Annotated in this window: 16 protein-coding genes; 6 read left to right on the top strand and 10 right to left on the bottom strand. The window is 36.6% G+C overall.

The features are described 5' to 3' along the window. Positions 1 to 199: 199 nt before the first annotated feature. Complete coding sequence (locus BW946_RS14185) at positions 200 to 3,598, bottom strand: polysaccharide deacetylase family protein (RefSeq protein WP_076596801.1); 3,399 nt, start codon at positions 3,596 to 3,598, stop codon at positions 200 to 202. A gap of 88 nt (positions 3,599 to 3,686) precedes the next feature. After that, complete coding sequence (locus tag BW946_RS14180) at positions 3,687 to 4,937, bottom strand: CinA family nicotinamide mononucleotide deamidase-related protein (protein WP_076596800.1); 1,251 nt, start codon at positions 4,935 to 4,937, stop codon at positions 3,687 to 3,689. Between the two features lie 114 nt (positions 4,938 to 5,051). On the opposite strand from BW946_RS14180, the gene BW946_RS14175 reads away from it, so the two are divergent. Further along, positions 5,052 to 5,525, top strand: a complete 474-nt coding sequence (locus BW946_RS14175) for a DUF7832 domain-containing protein (RefSeq protein ID WP_076596799.1) — start codon at positions 5,052 to 5,054, stop codon at positions 5,523 to 5,525. Between the two features lie 65 nt (positions 5,526 to 5,590). Here the strand turns inward: BW946_RS14175 and BW946_RS14170 are convergent, their stop codons facing one another. From BW946_RS14170 to BW946_RS14160, 3 genes are all read right to left on the bottom strand, one after another. Continuing rightward, complete coding sequence (locus BW946_RS14170) at positions 5,591 to 6,133, bottom strand: lipocalin family protein (protein WP_076596798.1); 543 nt, start codon at positions 6,131 to 6,133, stop codon at positions 5,591 to 5,593. A 75-nt stretch (positions 6,134 to 6,208) separates the two neighbouring features. Further along, positions 6,209 to 6,943 (bottom strand): LytR/AlgR family response regulator transcription factor, encoded by a 735-nt coding sequence (locus BW946_RS14165; protein ID WP_076596797.1) that lies wholly within the window; start codon positions 6,941 to 6,943, stop codon positions 6,209 to 6,211. Positions 6,944 to 7,028: 85 nt separating this feature from the next. Further along, a complete protein-coding gene (locus BW946_RS14160; RefSeq protein WP_076596796.1) occupies positions 7,029 to 8,822 on the bottom strand; it encodes a tetratricopeptide repeat-containing sensor histidine kinase in 1,794 nt (597 codons plus the stop codon). Positions 8,823 to 8,960: 138 nt separating this feature from the next. On the opposite strand from BW946_RS14160, the gene BW946_RS14155 reads away from it, so the two are divergent. Together BW946_RS14155 and BW946_RS14150 are read left to right on the top strand one after the other, a co-directional pair. Next, positions 8,961 to 9,635, top strand: coding sequence for an SIMPL domain-containing protein (locus tag BW946_RS14155; RefSeq protein WP_076596795.1), 675 nt, complete (start codon positions 8,961 to 8,963; stop codon positions 9,633 to 9,635). Positions 9,636 to 9,832: 197 nt separating this feature from the next. Continuing rightward, positions 9,833 to 11,023, top strand: coding sequence for a VWA domain-containing protein (locus BW946_RS14150; RefSeq protein WP_076596794.1), 1,191 nt, complete (start codon positions 9,833 to 9,835; stop codon positions 11,021 to 11,023). 134 nt (positions 11,024 to 11,157) lie between these two features. Here the strand turns inward: BW946_RS14150 and BW946_RS14145 are convergent, their stop codons facing one another. Then, complete coding sequence (locus tag BW946_RS14145; RefSeq protein WP_076596793.1) at positions 11,158 to 12,363, bottom strand: NAD(P)/FAD-dependent oxidoreductase; 1,206 nt, start codon at positions 12,361 to 12,363, stop codon at positions 11,158 to 11,160. 114 nt (positions 12,364 to 12,477) lie between these two features. Here BW946_RS14145 and BW946_RS14140 point away from each other — a divergent pair, with 114 nt between their 5' ends. Continuing rightward, positions 12,478 to 12,858: a SpoIIAA family protein gene (locus BW946_RS14140; RefSeq protein WP_076596792.1), complete on the top strand. Its 381-nt coding sequence runs from the start codon at positions 12,478 to 12,480 to the stop codon at positions 12,856 to 12,858. Positions 12,859 to 12,925: 67 nt separating this feature from the next. On the opposite strand, the gene BW946_RS14135 is transcribed toward BW946_RS14140, so the two are convergent. Next, entirely contained in the window at positions 12,926 to 14,128 is a 1,203-nt protein-coding gene (locus tag BW946_RS14135; protein WP_076596829.1) for an MFS transporter, read from the bottom strand. Between the two features lie 183 nt (positions 14,129 to 14,311). Here BW946_RS14135 and BW946_RS14130 point away from each other — a divergent pair, with 183 nt between their 5' ends. After that, a complete protein-coding gene (locus BW946_RS14130; RefSeq protein ID WP_076596791.1) occupies positions 14,312 to 15,205 on the top strand; it encodes an AraC family transcriptional regulator in 894 nt (297 codons plus the stop codon). Between the two features lie 252 nt (positions 15,206 to 15,457). On the opposite strand, the gene lipA is transcribed toward BW946_RS14130, so the two are convergent. Together lipA and BW946_RS14120 are read right to left on the bottom strand one after the other, a co-directional pair. Next, positions 15,458 to 16,324, bottom strand: a complete 867-nt coding sequence (lipA, locus tag BW946_RS14125; RefSeq protein WP_076596790.1) for a lipoyl synthase — start codon at positions 16,322 to 16,324, stop codon at positions 15,458 to 15,460. Between the two features lie 269 nt (positions 16,325 to 16,593). Further along, on the bottom strand, positions 16,594 to 17,154 hold the full coding sequence (locus BW946_RS14120; RefSeq protein WP_076596789.1) for an RNA polymerase sigma factor: 561 nt from the start codon (positions 17,152 to 17,154) through the stop codon (positions 16,594 to 16,596). A gap of 198 nt (positions 17,155 to 17,352) precedes the next feature. Here BW946_RS14120 and tyrS point away from each other — a divergent pair, with 198 nt between their 5' ends. Beyond that, on the top strand, positions 17,353 to 18,648 hold the full coding sequence (tyrS, locus tag BW946_RS14115) for a tyrosine--tRNA ligase (protein ID WP_076596788.1): 1,296 nt from the start codon (positions 17,353 to 17,355) through the stop codon (positions 18,646 to 18,648). A gap of 77 nt (positions 18,649 to 18,725) precedes the next feature. On the opposite strand, the gene BW946_RS14110 is transcribed toward tyrS, so the two are convergent. Next, positions 18,726 to 19,157: a hypothetical protein gene (locus BW946_RS14110; protein WP_228402587.1), complete on the bottom strand. Its 432-nt coding sequence runs from the start codon at positions 19,155 to 19,157 to the stop codon at positions 18,726 to 18,728. Between the last annotated feature and the right edge of the window lie 124 nt (positions 19,158 to 19,281).

The raw sequence follows: 19,281 nt of genomic DNA, 5'->3' as shown, positions 1-19,281 counted from the left end.
AACAATTTTTAGAATAGGTATAATTTATTTCGGATTTGTTACTTTTCAACGAAAAAAATTTAAACAAATAACATGAAAGCATCCTAAATGGGAAGTTGGGAGCAGGAAGCTGGAAGTTATGAAAGTCATAACACAAACTTCAGCTTCCTGAATAATAACATCCAGCCTCATTCTTCCTGCTTCCAGCCTTTATTAGTTATCATGAAGTTGCTATCTCTTTTACATTTCCGGTTCTTTTCAGAAATCCCCAGGACTGCATTTCGCCTTTCAGTGCTTTTCTTAAACTTTTAAACAATACAATATACATCAGCCATCTATACCCGAATCTCTGTGGAATAATATACAGCAGATTAATCAGCTTTTCACGCTGCACGATGAATGCAATTAAAGCTAGTGAAGCATCCACCAAAAGGAAGATCAGATAATAGGTGAATATTTTGTCTCCGTTTCCGGAAAGAATTCCAAAGAACATTATCACGTCTGCCAATGGTGAGAAAAATGGTATAATATATTGGAATAATAAAATATTCGGCATTGCCCAAAGTCCCAATCCTTTATATTTAGGGTTAAGGAAAGTCTGTCTCTGTTTCCAGAACATCTGCATGATTCCGTAGGTCCATCGGAAACGTTGTTTTAAAAACTGTTTCACGGTTTCCGGAGCTTCTGTGACAGCAACGGCTCTGTTTTCATTAGCAACCGTATATCCTGCTTTTAATATTTTTACGGTAATATCACAATCTTCTGCCAAGGTATCGGATGAATAGCCTCCTGCTTCAATGATCACGGATCTTTTAAATGCTCCGATAGCTCCCGGAATAACGGTAATCGCATTGATGTGAGCATATGCCAGCCTGTCAAAATTCTGACTTGTTGTATATTCTATAGCCTGCCATCTGGTAAGCCAGTTGACTCTGTTTCCTACTTTCACATTTCCTGCTACCGCTGCTATTTTTTCTTCCGGATCTGAATTTAAAAATCTTGCAATAAGATATTTCACTGCATCCTGCTGTAATTTGGTATCAGCATCAATACATACTACATATTCAGCATCCGTCTGTGCTATTCCGAAATTTAAAGCGGTTGCTTTTCCACCGTTTCTTTTAGTAAAAATTTTCAGCTTCGGATGTTCAGGAAATGCAGTTTTTGCTTTTTCATAAGTAGAATCCTTACTTCCGTCATCTACCATAATGATATTAAAATTAGGGTAAGTCTGTTTCAGCAAATTCTGCAGGGAAGAAACAATATTCACTTCTTCATTATAAGCAGGAACTATGATGGAAACCTTCGGATAAGATTTCAGAACCGGAAACTCACCCAGTTTTTTTTCTTTGCTTCTTTCTTTAAAAGCCCAGTATGCCATCAGCAATAATCTGATTAATCCTAATAGAATGAAAATAGTAAATAATGCCACGAGAAAATGACTTACTCCATAGATAACGGTAGCCAAAACAAGGTTCAGCTGCATGATGTAATATGATCTCGTTTTAGGAACTTCAGGCATCAACTCGTTTCTGCTTTTGTGCAGAATATTCGTTAGATTGGTAAAATGATAGCCTTGTTTCTGAAGTGTCGGAATCAGAATCTTTAAAGCTTTTACCGTTTCTTCTCTGGTATCTCCTCCTGCATCGTGAAGAAGAATGATATTTCCTCTCTGCTGCTTGATTCCAGCCATTACACGTTTTACAATTTCATCTGCTTTTATCCCTGGCTGCCAGTCTTCAGGATCTATATTTTCTCCGATATCAAGATAATTCTGCTGTCTGGCCAAAGCTACCGGAATAATCTCTTCCGAAGTGGTAGGCTCAGAGTCTGCATTATATGGCGCTCTGAAGAGAATTGTACTATGGCCTGTGATACATTCAATCAGCAGTCTTGTCAGTTTCATTTCCAGCAAAGCCCTTTCCGGGCTTACTTTTGCTACATTCTCGTGGGTAAATGTGTGATTGCCTATCTCATGTCCTTCGCGGTAAATCCTTTTCACAAGCGGAAGGTTTTTTTCGGCATTCAATCCTACCAGAAAGAAGGCTGCCGGAACATGATATTTGGACAATACATCCAAAACCTGCGGCGTATAGGTTTCATCCGGACCGTCATCAAAAGTGAGGACAAGCTCTTTCTGAGGAGCGCTTCCATATTTTTTTACTTCATAAGAACTTGGATAGGTAATATAATTTTCGTCTGTGATAATTTTCTCTTTCGGATCAATTTCCAGTGCAATTTTTCCGTCATGAGGCGTATTCAGAACATCTAATACTTCTCCGTCTCCGATGTAATCCACCATGGTCTGCCCTTTTACATTTTCAAGTGTTTTTAAATTCAGCTTGGAGAGGCCAGCGAACGTAAGGTCTTTATCATAGAAATTCCAGACTCTGCTGTCTTCACTTCCGAGTCTCCAGAGTGCGGTTCCAGCCAAAGGATACTCTGAGGAGAAACGCATTGTATTGAAAATAGAAGCTGCATCATTGAAAAATACGGTGTGGGTTAAATTTTTAGAATCGGTATAAGAATAATTTAAATTAAACGTATTGTCATTAAAATCAATAACGGCTTTACTTGCACTGGCTTTGGTAATCGCCTGCATGTAAGTAACGGAGGTATTGTCATCCTTATTGGAACTCCAGTCATATCCATAAGCTCCCAATCCCAAAATGATCTTTTGCGGAGAAACTTGTTTCACGATTTTTCCAGTCTGTTCTTCAATCCATTTTTGAGAAGAAACCGGACCTGCATCACTTCCTGCAGAATATTCGTCATAAGCCATCAGCACAAAATAATCTACATAAGGATTCAGTCTTGGGATATTGTAATCATCGTTATCCGTCATAATATCCATGGTAACCAGCAACTGATTCTTTTTGAAAGTTTCTGAAAGTTCTTTCATAAAGGCAATCAAATTCTCATCAGAATTCAGATTCATATCTTCAAAGTCGATATTAATTCCTTTGAAGTGATATTTTTTACATTGCTGGGTGATCTTTTGAATCAGGTGAGTTCTTTTCTGTGGATCATTCAGAACTTTTACCAGACCTTCTGAACGGAATTCTCTGTCAGAGTTATTACTCAGCATCGGCATCGCAGCAACACCTGTTCTTTTAATTACTTTGTATCCTTCCGGATCCACATTGGTTTTCAAATCTCCTGTTTTGGGATCAAGGAAAAACCATTCCGGGAAAACAAGATTGACGTGTCTGATATTTCTTTTCAGAGACATCAACGACTGGGGATCCCATGCCACATAAAATGCAGACCGGATTCCCCCCGGAAACTGAGCCCAGTTTCGGTTCTGATTTTTGTATCTTTCAGCTCTTGCTTTCTCAATTTTATCGAGACTGGTATGGATTGTTTTTTCAGAAATAAAGCTTCTGAACCCATTATATTCTTTGGAAATTTTATTCTCCTGAAGATAAGGCTTATTGGCTGTAATAACAGCTTTATAGTCTTCTTTAAAAGGAATTTTAGGACTTCTGTCCAGAGTCATCATCAGACCTAAAGCAAGCAGAAGCAGTATTCCTATAAAGATAAAAACACGGCTTCCCCATTGTACACTTTTCCAGCGTTTTTTGCTGCTGGTCTGAAAAATCTGTTTGGAATTTTCCACGATTTTTGAAATTTATTGTAGGGCTTTCAAAAAGCGTGAAAAACCGTATAAAAATTAATTAAAAAAAAATTAAAAAATATACTCGTATTTAACTGTTTACAAGAAGACTTACCAAATCCTGAATTACCTTTTGGGAAACAAAATCCATAAAGTCTACTCTTTCCAGATGAGGCATGTATAATTTGGAGGTTACTTCCTGATCATTGATTCTGATCGTGTAATAAACCGTTCCTATATCTTTACCATCTTCTCCTTTTCCTGGGCCTGCAACGCCTGTTGTAGAAAGGGAAATATGAGTTTCAAACAATTGCTGGCAGCCTTTGGCCATTTCCTTTGCCACCTGTTCGCTTACTACGGTAAACTCATCCACGGTTTCTTGGGAAACATTTAAAATTTTAATCTTTTTCTCTGTGGCATACGCTACCATTCCACCCAGAAAATATTTTGAACTGCCGGAAACTGAAGTGATCATTTTTGCCAGTTCACCTCCGGTACAACTCTCTGCCGTTGAAATCGTCAGATTCCTTTCGGTAAGCATTTCGGCCAGAATATTTTCAATTTTATCTTCAGTTACAGCAATAACGTGGCCTTCTACCAGAGGAAGCAGTTTTTGTATTTCTTCTTCTGTTCTTTGTTTCAGCTGTTCTTCATTATCACCGGAAGCAGTCAGACGAAGCTTCACCCGTGTTCCTACCGGAAGATAAGACAGTGCAATATTTTCAGGAAGTGCCAGTTCCCAGTCTTCAATTTTGTCTGCAAGAATACTCTCAGGAATTCCCACTACAGAAACAATTCTGGTGTGAATATAATGTAGGCTGAACCTTTGCTGCAAATAAGGAATAATCTGATCTTTGATGAGCGGTTTTACTTCGTAAGGAACCCCCGGAAGGCTGTAACACAATTTTCCGTCCTGCTCCATCATCATGCATGGTGCGGTTCCGTAATGGTTTTGAAAAACAATAGATTTCGTAGGGACAAAAGCCTGTTCTTTGTTTCTTTCGAGAATATCAGCTCGTCCTCTTCTTTCCATGTAGCCTTTAAGGTGGTTGAAAGTCGCCTCATCCAAAGCAATTTCATCATTAAAATACTCTGCAAGCGCCTTTTTGGTTTTATCATCTCTGGTTGGCCCCAGCCCTCCTGTTGTAATGACTAAATCCCCGATTTCAAAGGCTGTGCTTAATGCATTCTTAATGGTTTCAATTTCATCTGAGATCGTAAGAATCTGAATAACTTTTATTCCAATATTTTTAAGTTCAGTTGCAATAAAATTAGAATTGGTATCTACCGTATTTCCGGAAAGAATTTCATCCCCGATAGTAATCAGAACAGCTTTTTCCATATGTTTTTTTGTTGAAAAAAATTCTATGCAAATGACGGAAAATTCTGTGGCAGCGGCAATATAAATTGATTTTTTCTATTTTTGACGAAATTATCTAAAACTACAAGAAGAATTATGTCTAAATATGATGATGCTTCATGGCATTATGGCGGTGATTTTCCGGAAGGACTTCCTCAGAAAAACGGGGCTACACATACAGGAATGTTCCTGAACTGGTGTATTCATAACAATCTGATCTCCGATGAACTTAAAGAAGATGCTGCAGAAGAAATAGAAAAGGTAAAACGAAGAGAAATTACCGGTGCAGAATTTGTTATGGATTCCTGCGATGGAAAATTTTCCGAATATGATCTGAATGAACTGGGGAATCTTTTTGCAAAAGATTATTATGCTGATGATACCGATTTTGGAAACAGATACAGTTCATTTGCTGATGATTACGTGAATATTTTTGATGCCAAAGCAGAGGAAAGCAACTATGAATACGAAACATTCTATCACATAGAGGATACCTACGAAAACTATGATCTGATGAAACAGGTTATTGATCATCGTTTTGAGGAATGGAAGGAATATATAAACAGCTAAAAACTTAGAATGAAGAAAACAGAGAGCAAATTAGTTGATGAACCTCATCTGTTTTCTTCGTTTTTTTATTGGTTATGCTTCACCCAGATCAGTTCATCGGTATTATAGCCGATTTTTTTTGCTTTCTGAATGAAACGCTGGCGGATACTTTCCGGAATGCTGGTGGTACGGGAAAGTATCCATAAATATTTTAAGCTGCTTCCTGCTACCAGCGCATACTGATAGTCTTCATCAATATCTATCACATTATAACCAGCCCATATCGGTTTAAAAAATGAAACTTTGAGGCGGGCTTCTGTCGGGTCTTTTACAAATTTTGCTTCTCCGATGGATTCATTCCATACTTTTTTACTATAATCGTAACCTTTATTTTTTACCTGTACTGTTCCATCCGGATTCTCCGTGTACTCTGCGGTAACATTATCCATATTTTTTTCGAACCTGTAATCAAAACGGGCTATTTCATACCATCTGCCAAGGTATTTTTTAAGATCAAAATTCTTTACTGCAGCTGCTCCTCTTGGAATTCTTACAGAATAGGAATTGAAAACGATAAGCCCCAATGCTCCTAACGAAACGGGAAGTATAATTTTATGAATAGTTTTCATGACAGAAATATTTTGTGTGGTTGTTATAAAAACGTCAAAAATAATGCCTTAAGTCTGTTAAAGGTACAATAAATTCTATGAAAATACCTTCAGGAAATTATCTTTAAAGCTTCCTGAAACCTCAATTTCCGTATCATCAGACAACATAACCGTTCCGCTTTTATGATAGGATTTTACGAAACCTGTATTGATAATATGAGAACGGTGAACCCTTACAAACGGATTTTCCAAAAGGTCATCAAAGTGTTTCAGAAAACGGCATACCATCTTCTTCGAGCCGTCTGTAAGATATACCTGAGTAAAATTTCCATCCGCCTGAAGCCTGACAATATCTTCGGTCTTTACAACATCAAATCCTTGTAAAGTTGGTAAAATCAACTGCTGCTTTTCAGATTTTAATTTCAGGTTTTCAAGAAGAATCTTATTCCGGTTGAGCTCATCTTTTTTCTCAAGGCTCTCCGCCACTTTATTGACGGCCAGAATCAGTTCCTGAATATCAATGGGTTTTAAAATATAATAGCTTGCCGATTTATTTAAAGCCTGTAAAGAATATTGTGAAAATGCGGTAATGAAAATGGTTTCGTAGGAGAAATCTCTGGTGGCTTCCAGAACATCAAAGGCATTTCCAAAAGGCATTTCTACATCCAGAAAGACCAGCTGTGGCTGTTTTTCAGCAATTAACGGAACAGCTTCTTTGATATTTTCAGCTTCACCCAAAATTTCTACCTGCGGACAGTATTTGGTAAGATAGCTTCGTAAAACTTCCCTTGCTATGAGTTCATCATCTACAATGACTGCTTTTATTTTCATTTGAACAGATTTTAGGTGGCTGATAATAGGTTGCAGATGCAAATTAGTGATATTTAACCAATCATACAATCCGCCTTAATTCCGGTTAGGCAAGATTCATTCGGATGGTTACCAAAACACCATTGTTGTTTTCCTTATCCTTTACCGAGCAGGTGATGTCTTTTTTGTACAGATCATTCAGCAGCTGGATTCTTTCCAGTGTATTTTTCATTCCTCTGCCCTCTCTGGTCTTTTGGTGCTGGGTTTTCTGCTTCTTACTTTCTTCAATCCCAATTCCGTTGTCTTCAATAATGATTTTCAGATGAGATCCACTTTTCTCAAAGCTCAATTTTAGAAATCCCTTGTCTGCTCTGTAACGGAGTCCGTGCCATACGGCATTTTCCAGAAATGGCTGTATCAGCATTCCCGGAACCTGCAGGTTTTGCATATTCAGGCTTTCATCTACATCAATTTCATAATCGAACTTATCTGCAAAACGTGTTTTTTCTAAAGCAAGATAATTTTGAAGAAGATCCAGCTCCTGCTGAAAAGGAATAAAATCTTCAGTAGAGTTTTCCATTACACCGCGCATCAGTTTGGAAAATTTTGTAAGATACTGATTCGCTTCCAGCTCATTGTTGGTTGCGATGAAGTGATTGACACTATTTAAACTGTTAAAGATAAAATGCGGATTCATTTCTCTACGCAAAGATTGCAAGGCAATTTTCTTATTTTTGATCTGAACTTTTTTAAGCGTTCTGAAAATAAAAACAATCAATCCGGTTAAAAGAATTAAAGCTCCAATCAGACCATAATTAAAGAGATTTTTCTTTCTGATAAGCTCGTCTTTCAGCTCTTTTTCTTTTTCCAGCTGTGAGATTCGCTGTTCTGTATCTTCGAGAATCTTATTATCAACAAGGCTTCTGTCTTTGGAAACGAGATTCGGAAGTTTTCCCAAAAAGTCTCTGTAAAGCTGAACGGAAGCATCTAGATTTCCTGAAATGGCATAAAGGCTGTCCAGTTTTTTCACACTTCTCTGTGCTTCCAGCGTATGACCTTTGTCTAAAGCAATTCCATAGGCATTTTTCAACAGGTCCACCGCTTCTTTAGGATCATTTTTCTTAATATAGATATCTGCCAGCTCCTGAATCTGATTGACTTTTTCCTGTGAGTTCTCTTTCACGAAATCTTCCTTCAGCACTTTCTTTTTAGCTTCAATAGCTTTATCATAGTTTTTGTTTTCCACATAAAGATCTGCCAGTTTCTGATTGATTGCCAATGCCTGTTGAGGAGCTTCTTTTTTAGAAATTTGATAGGCGGTATTCAGATTTTCTTCAGCACTGGATACGTCTTTCTGTCTGAGATTAACATCTGCCAGCTGACTGTAGCTTTCTGCAAGATCGCCTTGCTCATTTTCTTTTTTAGTAAGATTGATATTATTCTGAATAGCCTCTGCTTTAAGCTCCGGTGTAGGAGAAGAAAGCCTTGCCACATCATTAGAATTGACAGCTTTACTTTTTTCGCTGTAACTCATCTGTGCAGCCATGCTGTAATTGCTGATGGCAGGCGTTATTTTATTCTGTTTTTCCTGTGACTGGGCTAATCTCCGGGTAGCTTTTTCAATATTGGGTTTGTCATTGAGTTTTTCATACAGTTTTTTGGCTTTTGTATAATATTCTTCACTTTTCGGAAAGTTTCCGCCATTGAAAAATGTTTCCCCGATATTATAATAAGAATCTGCCTGGGCAGGTTCGTTTTTACTGTCCATTGCTTTTTTCAGCTTCTTCGTTTCTACCTGCACTTCTTCTACAGCGGTACTACTGTTATTGGTGGTTTGGGAAGATATTGTATTTCCCCAAAGCATCAGTAAAAAGAAAGTAAAAAGTGTAAGCATTTTCATAAAACAAAGATATACATATATATAGTGCACTCAAAAATTATTCACCAAGTGAAAGCTCCATTTCACCAAGTCTCCCGGATTCAGGTTTCTGATCTGAGTAATTTTACATCAGAATTAAAAATTTAAAAACAGGAAATTATGAAATTGAAACATTTTTTATTAATCGGAATTTTAACCCTTGGAAGCTTTGTAAATGCTCAGGAAGTAAAGAAAAACGTCATTGAAGTAACAGGCGTTGCCGAAATGGAAGTAGAACCGGATGAAATTATCTTCAGCATAGGGATCAAAGCTGATAATAAAAACGATCTGGCAGATAATGAAAAGAAGCTATTTGATATTTTAAAAAACGCAGGAGTAAAGAACGAGGATATCAAGTTCAAAGCCATGTACCAGAATATCTATTCTAAAACAGCCAGGTTTTCCAAAAATTATCAGTTCAAAGCCGGCACAAAATCAAGCCTTAGCAAGATCTTTGAAGATCTGAACCAAAAGTGGGTAAGCAGCCTGAACATTGCAGAGGTAAAGAATACCAAAATTGCGGATTTCAGAAAAGCCGTTAAGATCAATGCTCTAAAGGCAGCCAAAGAAAAAGCTGACTACTTATTGGAAAGCATGGGTAAAAAAACAGGAAACGCTCTTGAAATTGTAGAAATAGAAGATTACACCAGCGATATGATTATGCCAGTAGCTTACAAAGGAAGAGCAAGCAATATTCAGTTGGAAATGGCGGATTCTCCGATAGATTTTTCATTTGATAATATTGAAAACATCAAGCTGAAATACAGCATTAAAACAAAATACGAGATCCTTTAAAAATAACAGATTTGAAAAGACAGTTCCTCCTGAGCTGTCTTTATTTTTTGCTTGTTGCCAGGTTCACCAAGTCAAACTACTCATTCACCAAGTCTCGTAATTCCAAATCTTAAATAGGGATAATTTTACTTTAGAAATTCAAAATAATAAACGACGAAACGCTATTTCCTAATTATAACTTATAAAAAAATAACAATATGACAACTTTAAAAATCTTAGCACTTGCAGCAGGTACGGCTTTATTAAGCTCCGGAAATCTTCCTGATAACCGTTATGCAAAAAGTAATGAAAATCATAATTTTCAGGTTCAAAATAACGTACTGATTCCCGTAAACTCCATCACAAAAGAAAACAAAATTCAGGTTGCTCTTCTTCTGGATACTTCCAATAGTATGGACGGACTGATTGATCAGGCAAAATCCAGATTATGGAATATCGTAAATACACTGACTACTCTTAGATACAACGGAAAAGCTCCCGAGATAGAAATTGCACTGTATGAATACGGTAATGACGGAATCCGTGATGAAAATTACATCCGTCAGGTTACTCCTCTCACTCAGGATCTTGATCTGGTTTCTGAAAAATTATTTGCATTAAGAACCAATGGCGGCAGTGAATACTGTGGCGCTGTGATTCGTGACGCTTCAGCCAATCTGAACTGGGACAGCAATGAAAAAAGCATGAAACTGATTTATATTGCTGGTAACGAATCATTTGATCAGGGAAAAATAAATTATAAAGAGGTTGTTTCAAAATCAAAAGGTAAAAATATTTACACCAATACCATTTTCTGTGGAAGCCGGGAAGAAGGAATCCAGACTTTCTGGCAAAACGGAGCTTTATTAGGAGGTGGAAAGTATTTCAATATTGATAGCGACAGAAAAGTACTCTATATTGAAACACCTTATGACATCAGAATTTCTGAATGCAATGCAAAGTTGAATGATACATATATCTATTACGGAAATCATGGCTCAGAATACAGGCTTAAGCAGATCACACAGGATAAAAATGCAGAAGCCCAATCGGCATCCAACTTAGTGGAAAGAGCGGTTGCCAAATCTAAAAAGAATGCTTATAAAAATGATCACTGGGATCTTGTGGATAAAGCTGAAAAAGATGCAGGATTTATCGCCAATGTAAAAGAAAGTGAACTTCCTGCAGAATTGAAAGGAAAAAGCAAGGAAGAAATTCAAAAGACAATTGCTATAAAATCAGCAGCTCGGGAAAAAATTCAAAAGGAAATTGAGGAACTTTCCAGAAAACGTCAGACTTATATAGATTCCGAAATGAAAAAACGGGGTACTGATGATTCTGACGATTTGGGAAAAGCGATTGAGAGTTCTATTCTTGAACTGGCTAAGAAGAATGGGTATAGTTTGTAGTGTAAGCGGGTTGAGGCCCGCTTTTTTGATGCTGGATAATGAATAAAACCACCCCGTCAAAAATTCTTTGAATTTTCGACACCCCTCCGGAGGAGGGGAATTAAGGTCTTTCTATCGGGCTATTTGTCAAAGCATCATCTTCCAAACTTAAAATACCTTGATAACGGATGCTTTTTACCTTTCATAAACAAAGAAGCCATTTTCATTCCCGTTACCGAAAAAGTAATTCCATTTCCACCGAAACCTAGCACAAAATAGGAGTTCTTAAATTTCTCATGTTCGCTGATGTAAGGTAAACCATCTTTAGTTTCACCAAAAGTACCAGCCCATACAAAATCAGGATAAAAGTGGTAATCCGGCTTTATTTTCTTTAGATTTTTCAGAATCTCTTTTTCTTTTTTATGGAGTATGGCGTCACGCTTTTCTGCGTCATAAAAATCTTCATCTCCTCCTCCAATCAGAAGCCTTCCGTCATCAGTAGTTCTCATATAGAGATACGGGTCGTCGGTATTCCATACTAAAGTGCTGCTTATGTTTTTAAACTTGTCTTTATCTATTTCGGAAACTACCGCATAGGTACTTTTCAGGTTAACAAAATTTTCTTTTAACAGGTTTTTACTTTCGTAACCAATACAGTAAATGATTTTTTTTGCTTTGATCTCAAATCCACTGTCAACGGTAACCAGATTAAACCCTTTGTGTTCTTTTACTTTTACCATTTCAGTCTTATCAAATATCTTAAGCCCTTTCTTTACATTATGTATACATAACTCATGAGCAAACTGAAAAGCATCAATACTTGCTCCTTGTTTTGATAAAATTCCGCCATAGGTATTGTCATATTCAAATTGTTCTAAAACCTGTTCTGCTTCCAGCCATTGTACTTCAAATCCGTTTTGTTTCCGCGCCTGGTATTCTTTCTTCAGCCATTGGAGGTCTTTCTTTTTTGAAGCAAAATACAGTGATTTTTTTCTTTTGAAACCTGCATTTGACTTGGTTAATTTTGAAAGCTTTTCTATCCTATCAATAGCATCACTACAAGCTTTATAACTTAAGATCGCGCCCTTTTCTCCTATTTTTTCTATCAGTTCATAGAGTGGAACATCTATTTCGTACTGGAGCATTGAAGTTGTAGCAGAAGTACTTCCGTTACAAAGTTCTCTCTTATCAATAAGAATCGTACTATATCCGTCTTCTATCATCTGATGGGCAATCAGACTTCCCGTAATACCTCCGCCCACGATGAGAACATCACATTCTTCGTTTGATTTTAAAGATGGGTAAGATGCTAATAATCCGTTTTTTAAAAGCCAGAAAGGTTCATTTGATTTTAAATCCATATTGATATTTTACATTTAAAATATCAATATTTATACCTTTTTTAACAATTATACATCAAATAATGGTGTAATTATTGTTATTTTTTTAAACTAAACCACCAAAAAATATTTATTATGATAACAATTATTCCAGAAGCTCCGGAGAATGTTGCAGCATTTAATGCAACGGGAGAAGTAACGAAAGAGGATTTTGAAAGACTGGTAATTCCGCGTGTTAAAGAGAAGGTAGAGCAATTCGGTGAACTCAACTATTTATTGTATTTGGATACCGATCTGGATAATTTTACCGTAGGAGCATGGCTTGAAGATTTGCTGTTAGGGTTCAAGAACCTTGCCCATTGGAATCGTGCAGCCATTGTAACAGACAAAGCAGGAATACAGAATTTCACCAGTATTTTCAGTGTCCTGATGCCGGGAGAATTTAAATCCTTTCCTAAAGAAAATTTATATAATGCTCTGTATTGGTGTAAAAACGGAGATGAAGTAGAGGCATAAAACTTATCTTATAAAAAATCGCCTGTTTCTCACTGAAACAGGCGATTTTATTTTTAACTATAACTCTTTATTTATCACATGATACACATTCCGCAGCCACTTCTTCTTCATTTTGAGTTTTTGAGCCGTACAGATACATATACCTTATACTTATAACTACTCCAATCAATGTCATTCCCACTCCTACCAATGACGGATAATTGAATGAATAGCCATATTCCAAAGGAATACCACCAAGAAAAGCACCCATTGCATTGGCAATATTAAAACCAGCCTGCATAAAAGCGGCAGCCATCATTTCACTTTTCGGGGCCGCTTTCATCATCATAATATTGATAGGCGATGCAATAGACATGGACAAAGCACCACACATAAATGTCAATACCAGAGCAATATTTTTATATTCCGCAAGGAAGAAAACACCACCAAGAGAAATCATCATCAGGAAGATCAAAAGAGAACAGGTTTTTTCCGGACCCAATTTATCTGAAACAATACCTCCAACCAGATTTCCTACTACCATTCCTGCTCCGGCAAGAACCATTACATAAGCCATCTGGCTGCTTTTGATTCCGGCAACAATGGTCATTAAAGGGGTGATATAGCTTAACCATGTGAACAATCCTCCAAATCCTATCGCTGTAATGGCCAATACCAGCCAAGACTGTTTATTTTTAAGGAATTTCAACTCTTCCATGAAATGAGTATTCTGGTTGGATTCCATTGCGGGAAGCCAGAGTTTTAAAAATAAGATAGCAAAAAGTCCAATAACTGCTACAATAGCAAAGTACAGTCTCCAGTGGAAAGTGTGTCCTATATAGGTGACCAGAGGTACCATTGCCAGATTGGCGACCGTAAGACCTGTAAACATCATGGATATATAAAAGGCTTCTTTTCCTTTTCCTGCCATTCTTGAAGCCACCACTGTTCCTACTCCGAAGAATGCTCCATGAGGAAGTCCGGACATAAAACGGATAACCAGCATACTGTTGTATCCAGGAGCAACAGCCGAAAGACCATTAAATAATGTAAAAAGGATCATGAAAGCCATCAGAACTTTTTTGGGTGGAAATTTCACAGAATATCCAATCAAAATCGGAGCTCCGATAACTACACCCATGGCGTAAGCTGAAATCAAATGTCCGGCTTGCGGAATGGTGATCTGCAATGTTTTGGCAATATCCGGCAAAAGTCCCATGACCGTAAATTCTGTAGTTCCTATCCCTAAACCACCTATGGCCAGTGGTATTATTCTTTTATCAATCTTCATTGTATCTAAATCTTTTTCTGAATTAATTCTTTTCAAATTAAATGACTCACTGAGTATCTTTATTTTGAAAGTGCAAAAATCGACAGAAAGTTTGAATTTCACACCTCTTTGAATGATAAAAATTTGCTCCATATTAACCTTTTTATTTAAATTTAAATTCAGAAACAATCAAATCAGAACAAAATGAAAATCCAGAAAGAAATTATTGAGTTTGAAAAAGGAAAATCATTCAAGCTGTTTGCTCCTTCTCTGAAAAACTGTTTTTTCTGGCATTATCATCCGGAAATTGAACTGGTATATGTAGAAGCTATGAATGGAATCCGTCACGTTGGAAAAAATATTTCAGGCTTTACAGACAGTGATCTTTTACTGATTGGTTCCAATGTACCTCATCTTAATTTTGATTACGGTATTCAGACCGAATGTAAACAGCTTGTACTGCAGATGAGAGAAAGCTTCCTTCAGGATATTATTCTTCCTGTTCCTGAATTTGAAAATATTAAAAACCTTTTAGAACGGTCATACCTCGGACTATCATTTTCCGGAGAAACGAAAAATACAGTTGTTGAAAAACTGCAGATTATTAAAGATAAAAACTCTTTTGAATCTTTAGTTGGGTTAATTGAAATTCTGCAAATCCTCGCCGATTCTACTGAAGTAAAGGAACTCAATAAAGAAGATACAAGAATCAAATGGTTTCTGAATGATAAAATCAGAATGGGAACTATCTATGATTACATTCATGAAAATTACGACCGAAAGCCTAATGTGAATGAAGTGGCCAAGGTAGTGAGCCTGAGCACTCCTGCTTTCTGCCGGTATTTCAAAAAGCAGACAAATATGACCTTTACAGATTTTGTCAACAATTACAGAATCAATCAGGCTAAAATATTCCTGCTGAAAGATCATTCTGTGACGGAGGTTTGTTTTCAGGTGGGCTTTGAAAGCCTTTCTTATTTTAATAAATTATTCAAGCAGCATACAGGAGAAACGCCTTCGGAATTTAAGAAAAAACATTTCAGACCTATTGAAATCAATGGAAGAATTGGAGTGATTAAGAAGGATACGACTTGTTAAGTAATTTTTAACTAAAGTCCGCTGCTGTGGATGCTTTTGTGAGTTTTGTATGAACCACCCCGTCAAAAATTCTTTGAATTTTTGCCACCCCTCCAAAGGATGGGAATGATGGCAGCCATTATTGTAAAGATTGCCACATTCATTAGCTAATCCGTAACACCTGATACCTGCAACCTATCACCAATAATCTGCTACCTGATCCCTGCTACCTAAAAAAACAAAAAAACCGTTCATTGCTGAACGGTCTGTATTTTAATGAATATGTTTTTCTGCGTGGTAAGAACTTCTTACAAGAGGAGAACTTTCAACGTGTCTGAAACCTAAGCTTCTTGCAAAATCTCCGAACTCATCAAATTCTTCAGGCGTGATAAATTTCTTTACCGGAAGATGTTTTTTAGTTGGCTGCAGATATTGTCCAAGAGTGATTACGTCTACGTTGGCGTTTCTGATATCTTCGATCGTCTGGAAAACCTCATCTTTAGTTTCCCCTAATCCAAGCATAACCCCTGTTTTTGTTCTTCTTTGGCCGGCCTCTTTCAGATATCTTAATACTTCAAGGCTTCTTTCATATTTTGCCTGGATTCTTACTTCTCTGGTCAGACGTTTTACCGTTTCCATGTTGTGAGAGATCACTTCAGGAGCTACATCTACCAATCTGTCCAGGTGTTTTGTAATTCCCTGGAAATCCGGAATAAGTGTTTCCATTGTAGTTCCCGGAGAAATTCTTCTTACAGCATTCACTGTTTCTCCCCAAAGAATAGATCCCATATCTTTCAGATCATCGCGGTCTACAGAAGTAAGAACGGCATGTTTGATCTTCATTAATTTGATGGATCTTGCTACTTTTTCAGGCTCATCCCAGTTTACATCAAGCGGTTTTCCTGTTTTTACGCCACAGAATCCACAGCTTCTTGTACAGATATTTCCTAAAATCATGAAAGTAGCTGTACCTTCGCCCCAACATTCTCCCATGTTCGGGCAGCTTCCGCTTTGGCAAATGGTATTTAATTTATATTTATCAACCAAAGTTCTCAGCTCTCTGTAATTCTTTCCGGTAGGAAGTTTTACGCGGATCCATTTTGGTTTTTGAACGGTAGTGTCTTGAACTGAATTTTCCATTTCTAAAATTGAAGTTCAAAGTTAAGGATTTTTTAATGGAAACCATCAACCGGATCTATTGATGAAATTGATCATTCAAATTTCATTTGTATATTTATCTCTCCAAAATATTCTTATGAAAAAATATTCTTCCTTCTTTTTCTTCCTAAAACAAAAGAAGAGGTTTATTTCTAAATAAAAGTTGTGATATTTAAGTTTTGGCTAAATCCAATTTTGAATTTATATTTTTAGTAAACAGGCTTCTATTGAATAGATTGATTTTTCTGAGCTTAATGATCATCAAACTCATTATTTTTCAATAGCTCGGCTAAGACTTTTTTGGCACGCATTACCCTTACCTTAGTATTGGCAACTGAAATTCCCAGTTCTTCAGCAATTTCCTTGATGCTTTTTTCTTCAAAAAATCTCAGCTTGATAATGTCCTGGTAGTTCGCATCCAGAGATTCTATGGTTTTGATGATTTTCTTTTGTTCTTCTTCAGAAATGAGAAGTTCTTCCGGTGATTTGGCATATTGATTTTTTACCTCTTCAAGATTTTCAACGGCGTCTTCGTTATCCCGGTTCTTTTTTCTCCAAAAATCGATTACCGTATTCTGGGCAATAGTTAATATCCAGGTTTTAAACTGAAAATGGGGATCGAACATATCCAGTTTCGACAATACTTTTGAAAAAACATTTACGGTAATTTCATCGGCATCATTTTCATCTCTCACCTTTTTCATGACAAAAGAGAAAACGTCCACCCAAAAAACATTGATGAGCTTAGTCTGGGCCTTCTGGTCTTTATCTTTGGCCTTCTGTATGAGCAGGAATAGCTGTTCGTCGTTCATTAATAACAAATATAGATTATTTAGGGTGAAAAAACAAAGGGATAAAAAGGTTAAGCCATTCTATTATTAAAGTGGCCGACCAGAAAGTTTTGTTATATTTTTATTTTACATTCCTACCCTATTGCTCTTTTGCTTTTTTACCCTTAATACTTCTGAATTTACTATCTTTGCATCTTAAAATTTTAAAGTTAAAAATCAATGAATTCCTTTATAGAAGAACTGAAATGGCGTGGTCTGTTTGCCGATATGATGCCAGGAACCGATGAACAACTGAATAAAGAGGTAACTACTGCATATATTGGTTTTGATCCTACTGCCGATTCTTTACATATCGGAAGTCTTATCCAGATAAAAATTTTAGCGCACTTCCAGCTGCATGGCCACAAGCCGATTGCGTTGGTAGGAGGTGCAACAGGGATGATCGGTGATCCATCCGGAAAATCTGCTGAAAGAAATCTCTTGGATGAGGAAACTCTTTTACATTATGTAGACTGTTTAAAGAATCAGCTTTCAAAGTTCCTTAATTTTGAAGGAAACGAACCTAACAAAGCTGAGCTTGTGAACAACTACGACTGGATGAAAAATATTTCTTTCCTTGATTTTGCTAAAAATGTCGGAAAGAATATCACGGTCAACTATATGATGGCAAAAGATTCTGTGAAGAAAAGATTCTCAGGAGAATCCGGTGCAGACGGAATGAGTTTTACAGAATTCACTTACCAGCTCATCCAGGGATATGATTTCCTTCACTTATATCAAAACAATAATGTAAAGCTGCAGATGGGAGGTTCTGACCAGTGGGGAAATATTACTACAGGAACAGAATTGATCCGTAGAAAAGCTCAGGGTGAAGCGTTTGCATTAACAGTTCCTTTGATTACCAAAGCCGATGGTTCCAAATTCGGGAAGTCTGAAAGCGGTGAAAATTACTGGCTGGATAAAAAGAAAACTTCTCCTTACAAATTCTACCAGTTCTGGCTGAATGCTACTGATGAAGATGCTGAAAGATTTATCAGGTTCTACACTTTCTTAGGAAAAGAAGAAATTGAGGGTTTAATTGAAGAGCATACAACAGCTCCACACGAAAGAAAGCTACAGAAAAAACTGGCTGAAGAAGTTACCGTTTGGGTACATGGAAGAGAAGAATATGAAAAGGCACTGAAAGCTTCTGAAATTCTTTTCGGACGTTCTACTGCTGAAGATCTTGTAAGCCTTGATGAGGAAACTTTCCTTGAAGTTTTTGATGGTGTTCCTCAAAAAGAAATGGCAAAAGCTGATGTTTTGGGAGTAAATATTATTGATCTTCTTTCTGAAAAATCAGGATTTTTGAAATCCAAGAGTGAAGCACAAAGAGAGATTAAAGGAAACTCAATCTCTGTCAACAAGCAAAAAGTAAATGATACTTTTACAGCTAATGAAACGGACCTTATCGATGGTAAATTCTTATTATTACAAAAAGGTAAGAAAAGCTATTTTATTGTAAAGGTAGACTAATCTTAAAACAACATATAAAAAGAATCCGTCTCACAACCAATTTGTGAGACGGATTCTTTTTATAATGTTAAAGTAATTTAAGGCTCTAAGAAACTGTAATCAATAGAAGCAACCAACACACCTTTCCCTTTCTTCTTCACTGTTCTTGCTACCTCACCATCAATGTAAAGAGTGATTGTCAATTCAGAATTATCATCCGGCATTGAAGCGTTAGCATCAAGATTAAGCTGTGCCTGGCTGGAATTTACAAAAAACTCTCCACTTGTCCAGGGTGAAGTTACAGGAGACTGCGGAGTGTTAAATATATCTGTTTTAGTTGTACCTACCTGTGTTACAACACTTATAATGTTTCCTCCGGCAGTTGTCTTCACTTCGAACTGCACCACATGATCCTGAAATTCTTCATCATCATCTTTTTTACAAGAATTGACAACGGTGATTACAGAAAATAATAAAACGAATAAAAAAGAAAGTCTAAGTAAACTTTTTGAATTGTAAAATTGCTTCATTTCTCCAAATAGATTTTTTAATGTTTCAAATATAAGTTTTTTATTAATATAAAAATAACTTTTATGAAAAATTTCCAATAAAGATTTCCAAATAATATCAAATCAATAAAAATAAAAATTCTCC

The organism is Chryseobacterium sp. RU33C, from assembly GCF_900156015.1.
Classification (GTDB): Bacteria; Bacteroidota; Bacteroidia; order Flavobacteriales; family Weeksellaceae; genus Chryseobacterium; species Chryseobacterium candidae.
The sequence above is the reverse complement of the archived record's forward strand: the minus strand, read 5'-3'. Positions and strand labels throughout refer to the sequence as shown.

Excerpts from the sequence above, each read along its gene's own strand:
- BW946_RS14180 (WP_076596800.1), bottom strand. The coding sequence starts at position 4,937 with ATGGAAAAAGCTGTTCTGATTACTATCGGGGATGAAATTCTTTCCGGA.
- BW946_RS14175 (WP_076596799.1), top strand. The coding sequence starts at position 5,052 with ATGTCTAAATATGATGATGCTTCATGGCATTATGGCGGTGATTTTCCG.
- BW946_RS14170 (WP_076596798.1), bottom strand. The coding sequence starts at position 6,133 with ATGAAAACTATTCATAAAATTATACTTCCCGTTTCGTTAGGAGCATTG.
- BW946_RS14165 (WP_076596797.1), bottom strand. The coding sequence starts at position 6,943 with ATGAAAATAAAAGCAGTCATTGTAGATGATGAACTCATAGCAAGGGAA.
- BW946_RS14160 (WP_076596796.1), bottom strand. The coding sequence starts at position 8,822 with ATGAAAATGCTTACACTTTTTACTTTCTTTTTACTGATGCTTTGGGGA.
- BW946_RS14155 (WP_076596795.1), top strand. The coding sequence starts at position 8,961 with ATGAAATTGAAACATTTTTTATTAATCGGAATTTTAACCCTTGGAAGC.
- BW946_RS14150 (WP_076596794.1), top strand. The coding sequence starts at position 9,833 with ATGACAACTTTAAAAATCTTAGCACTTGCAGCAGGTACGGCTTTATTA.
- BW946_RS14145 (WP_076596793.1), bottom strand. The coding sequence starts at position 12,363 with ATGGATTTAAAATCAAATGAACCTTTCTGGCTTTTAAAAAACGGATTA.
- BW946_RS14140 (WP_076596792.1), top strand. The coding sequence starts at position 12,478 with ATGATAACAATTATTCCAGAAGCTCCGGAGAATGTTGCAGCATTTAAT.
- BW946_RS14135 (WP_076596829.1), bottom strand. The coding sequence starts at position 14,128 with ATGAAGATTGATAAAAGAATAATACCACTGGCCATAGGTGGTTTAGGG.
- BW946_RS14130 (WP_076596791.1), top strand. The coding sequence starts at position 14,312 with ATGAAAATCCAGAAAGAAATTATTGAGTTTGAAAAAGGAAAATCATTC.
- lipA (WP_076596790.1), bottom strand. The coding sequence starts at position 16,324 with ATGGAAAATTCAGTTCAAGACACTACCGTTCAAAAACCAAAATGGATC.
- BW946_RS14120 (WP_076596789.1), bottom strand. The coding sequence starts at position 17,154 with ATGAACGACGAACAGCTATTCCTGCTCATACAGAAGGCCAAAGATAAA.
- tyrS (WP_076596788.1), top strand. The coding sequence starts at position 17,353 with ATGAATTCCTTTATAGAAGAACTGAAATGGCGTGGTCTGTTTGCCGAT.
- BW946_RS14110 (WP_228402587.1), bottom strand. The coding sequence starts at position 19,157 with ATGAAGCAATTTTACAATTCAAAAAGTTTACTTAGACTTTCTTTTTTA.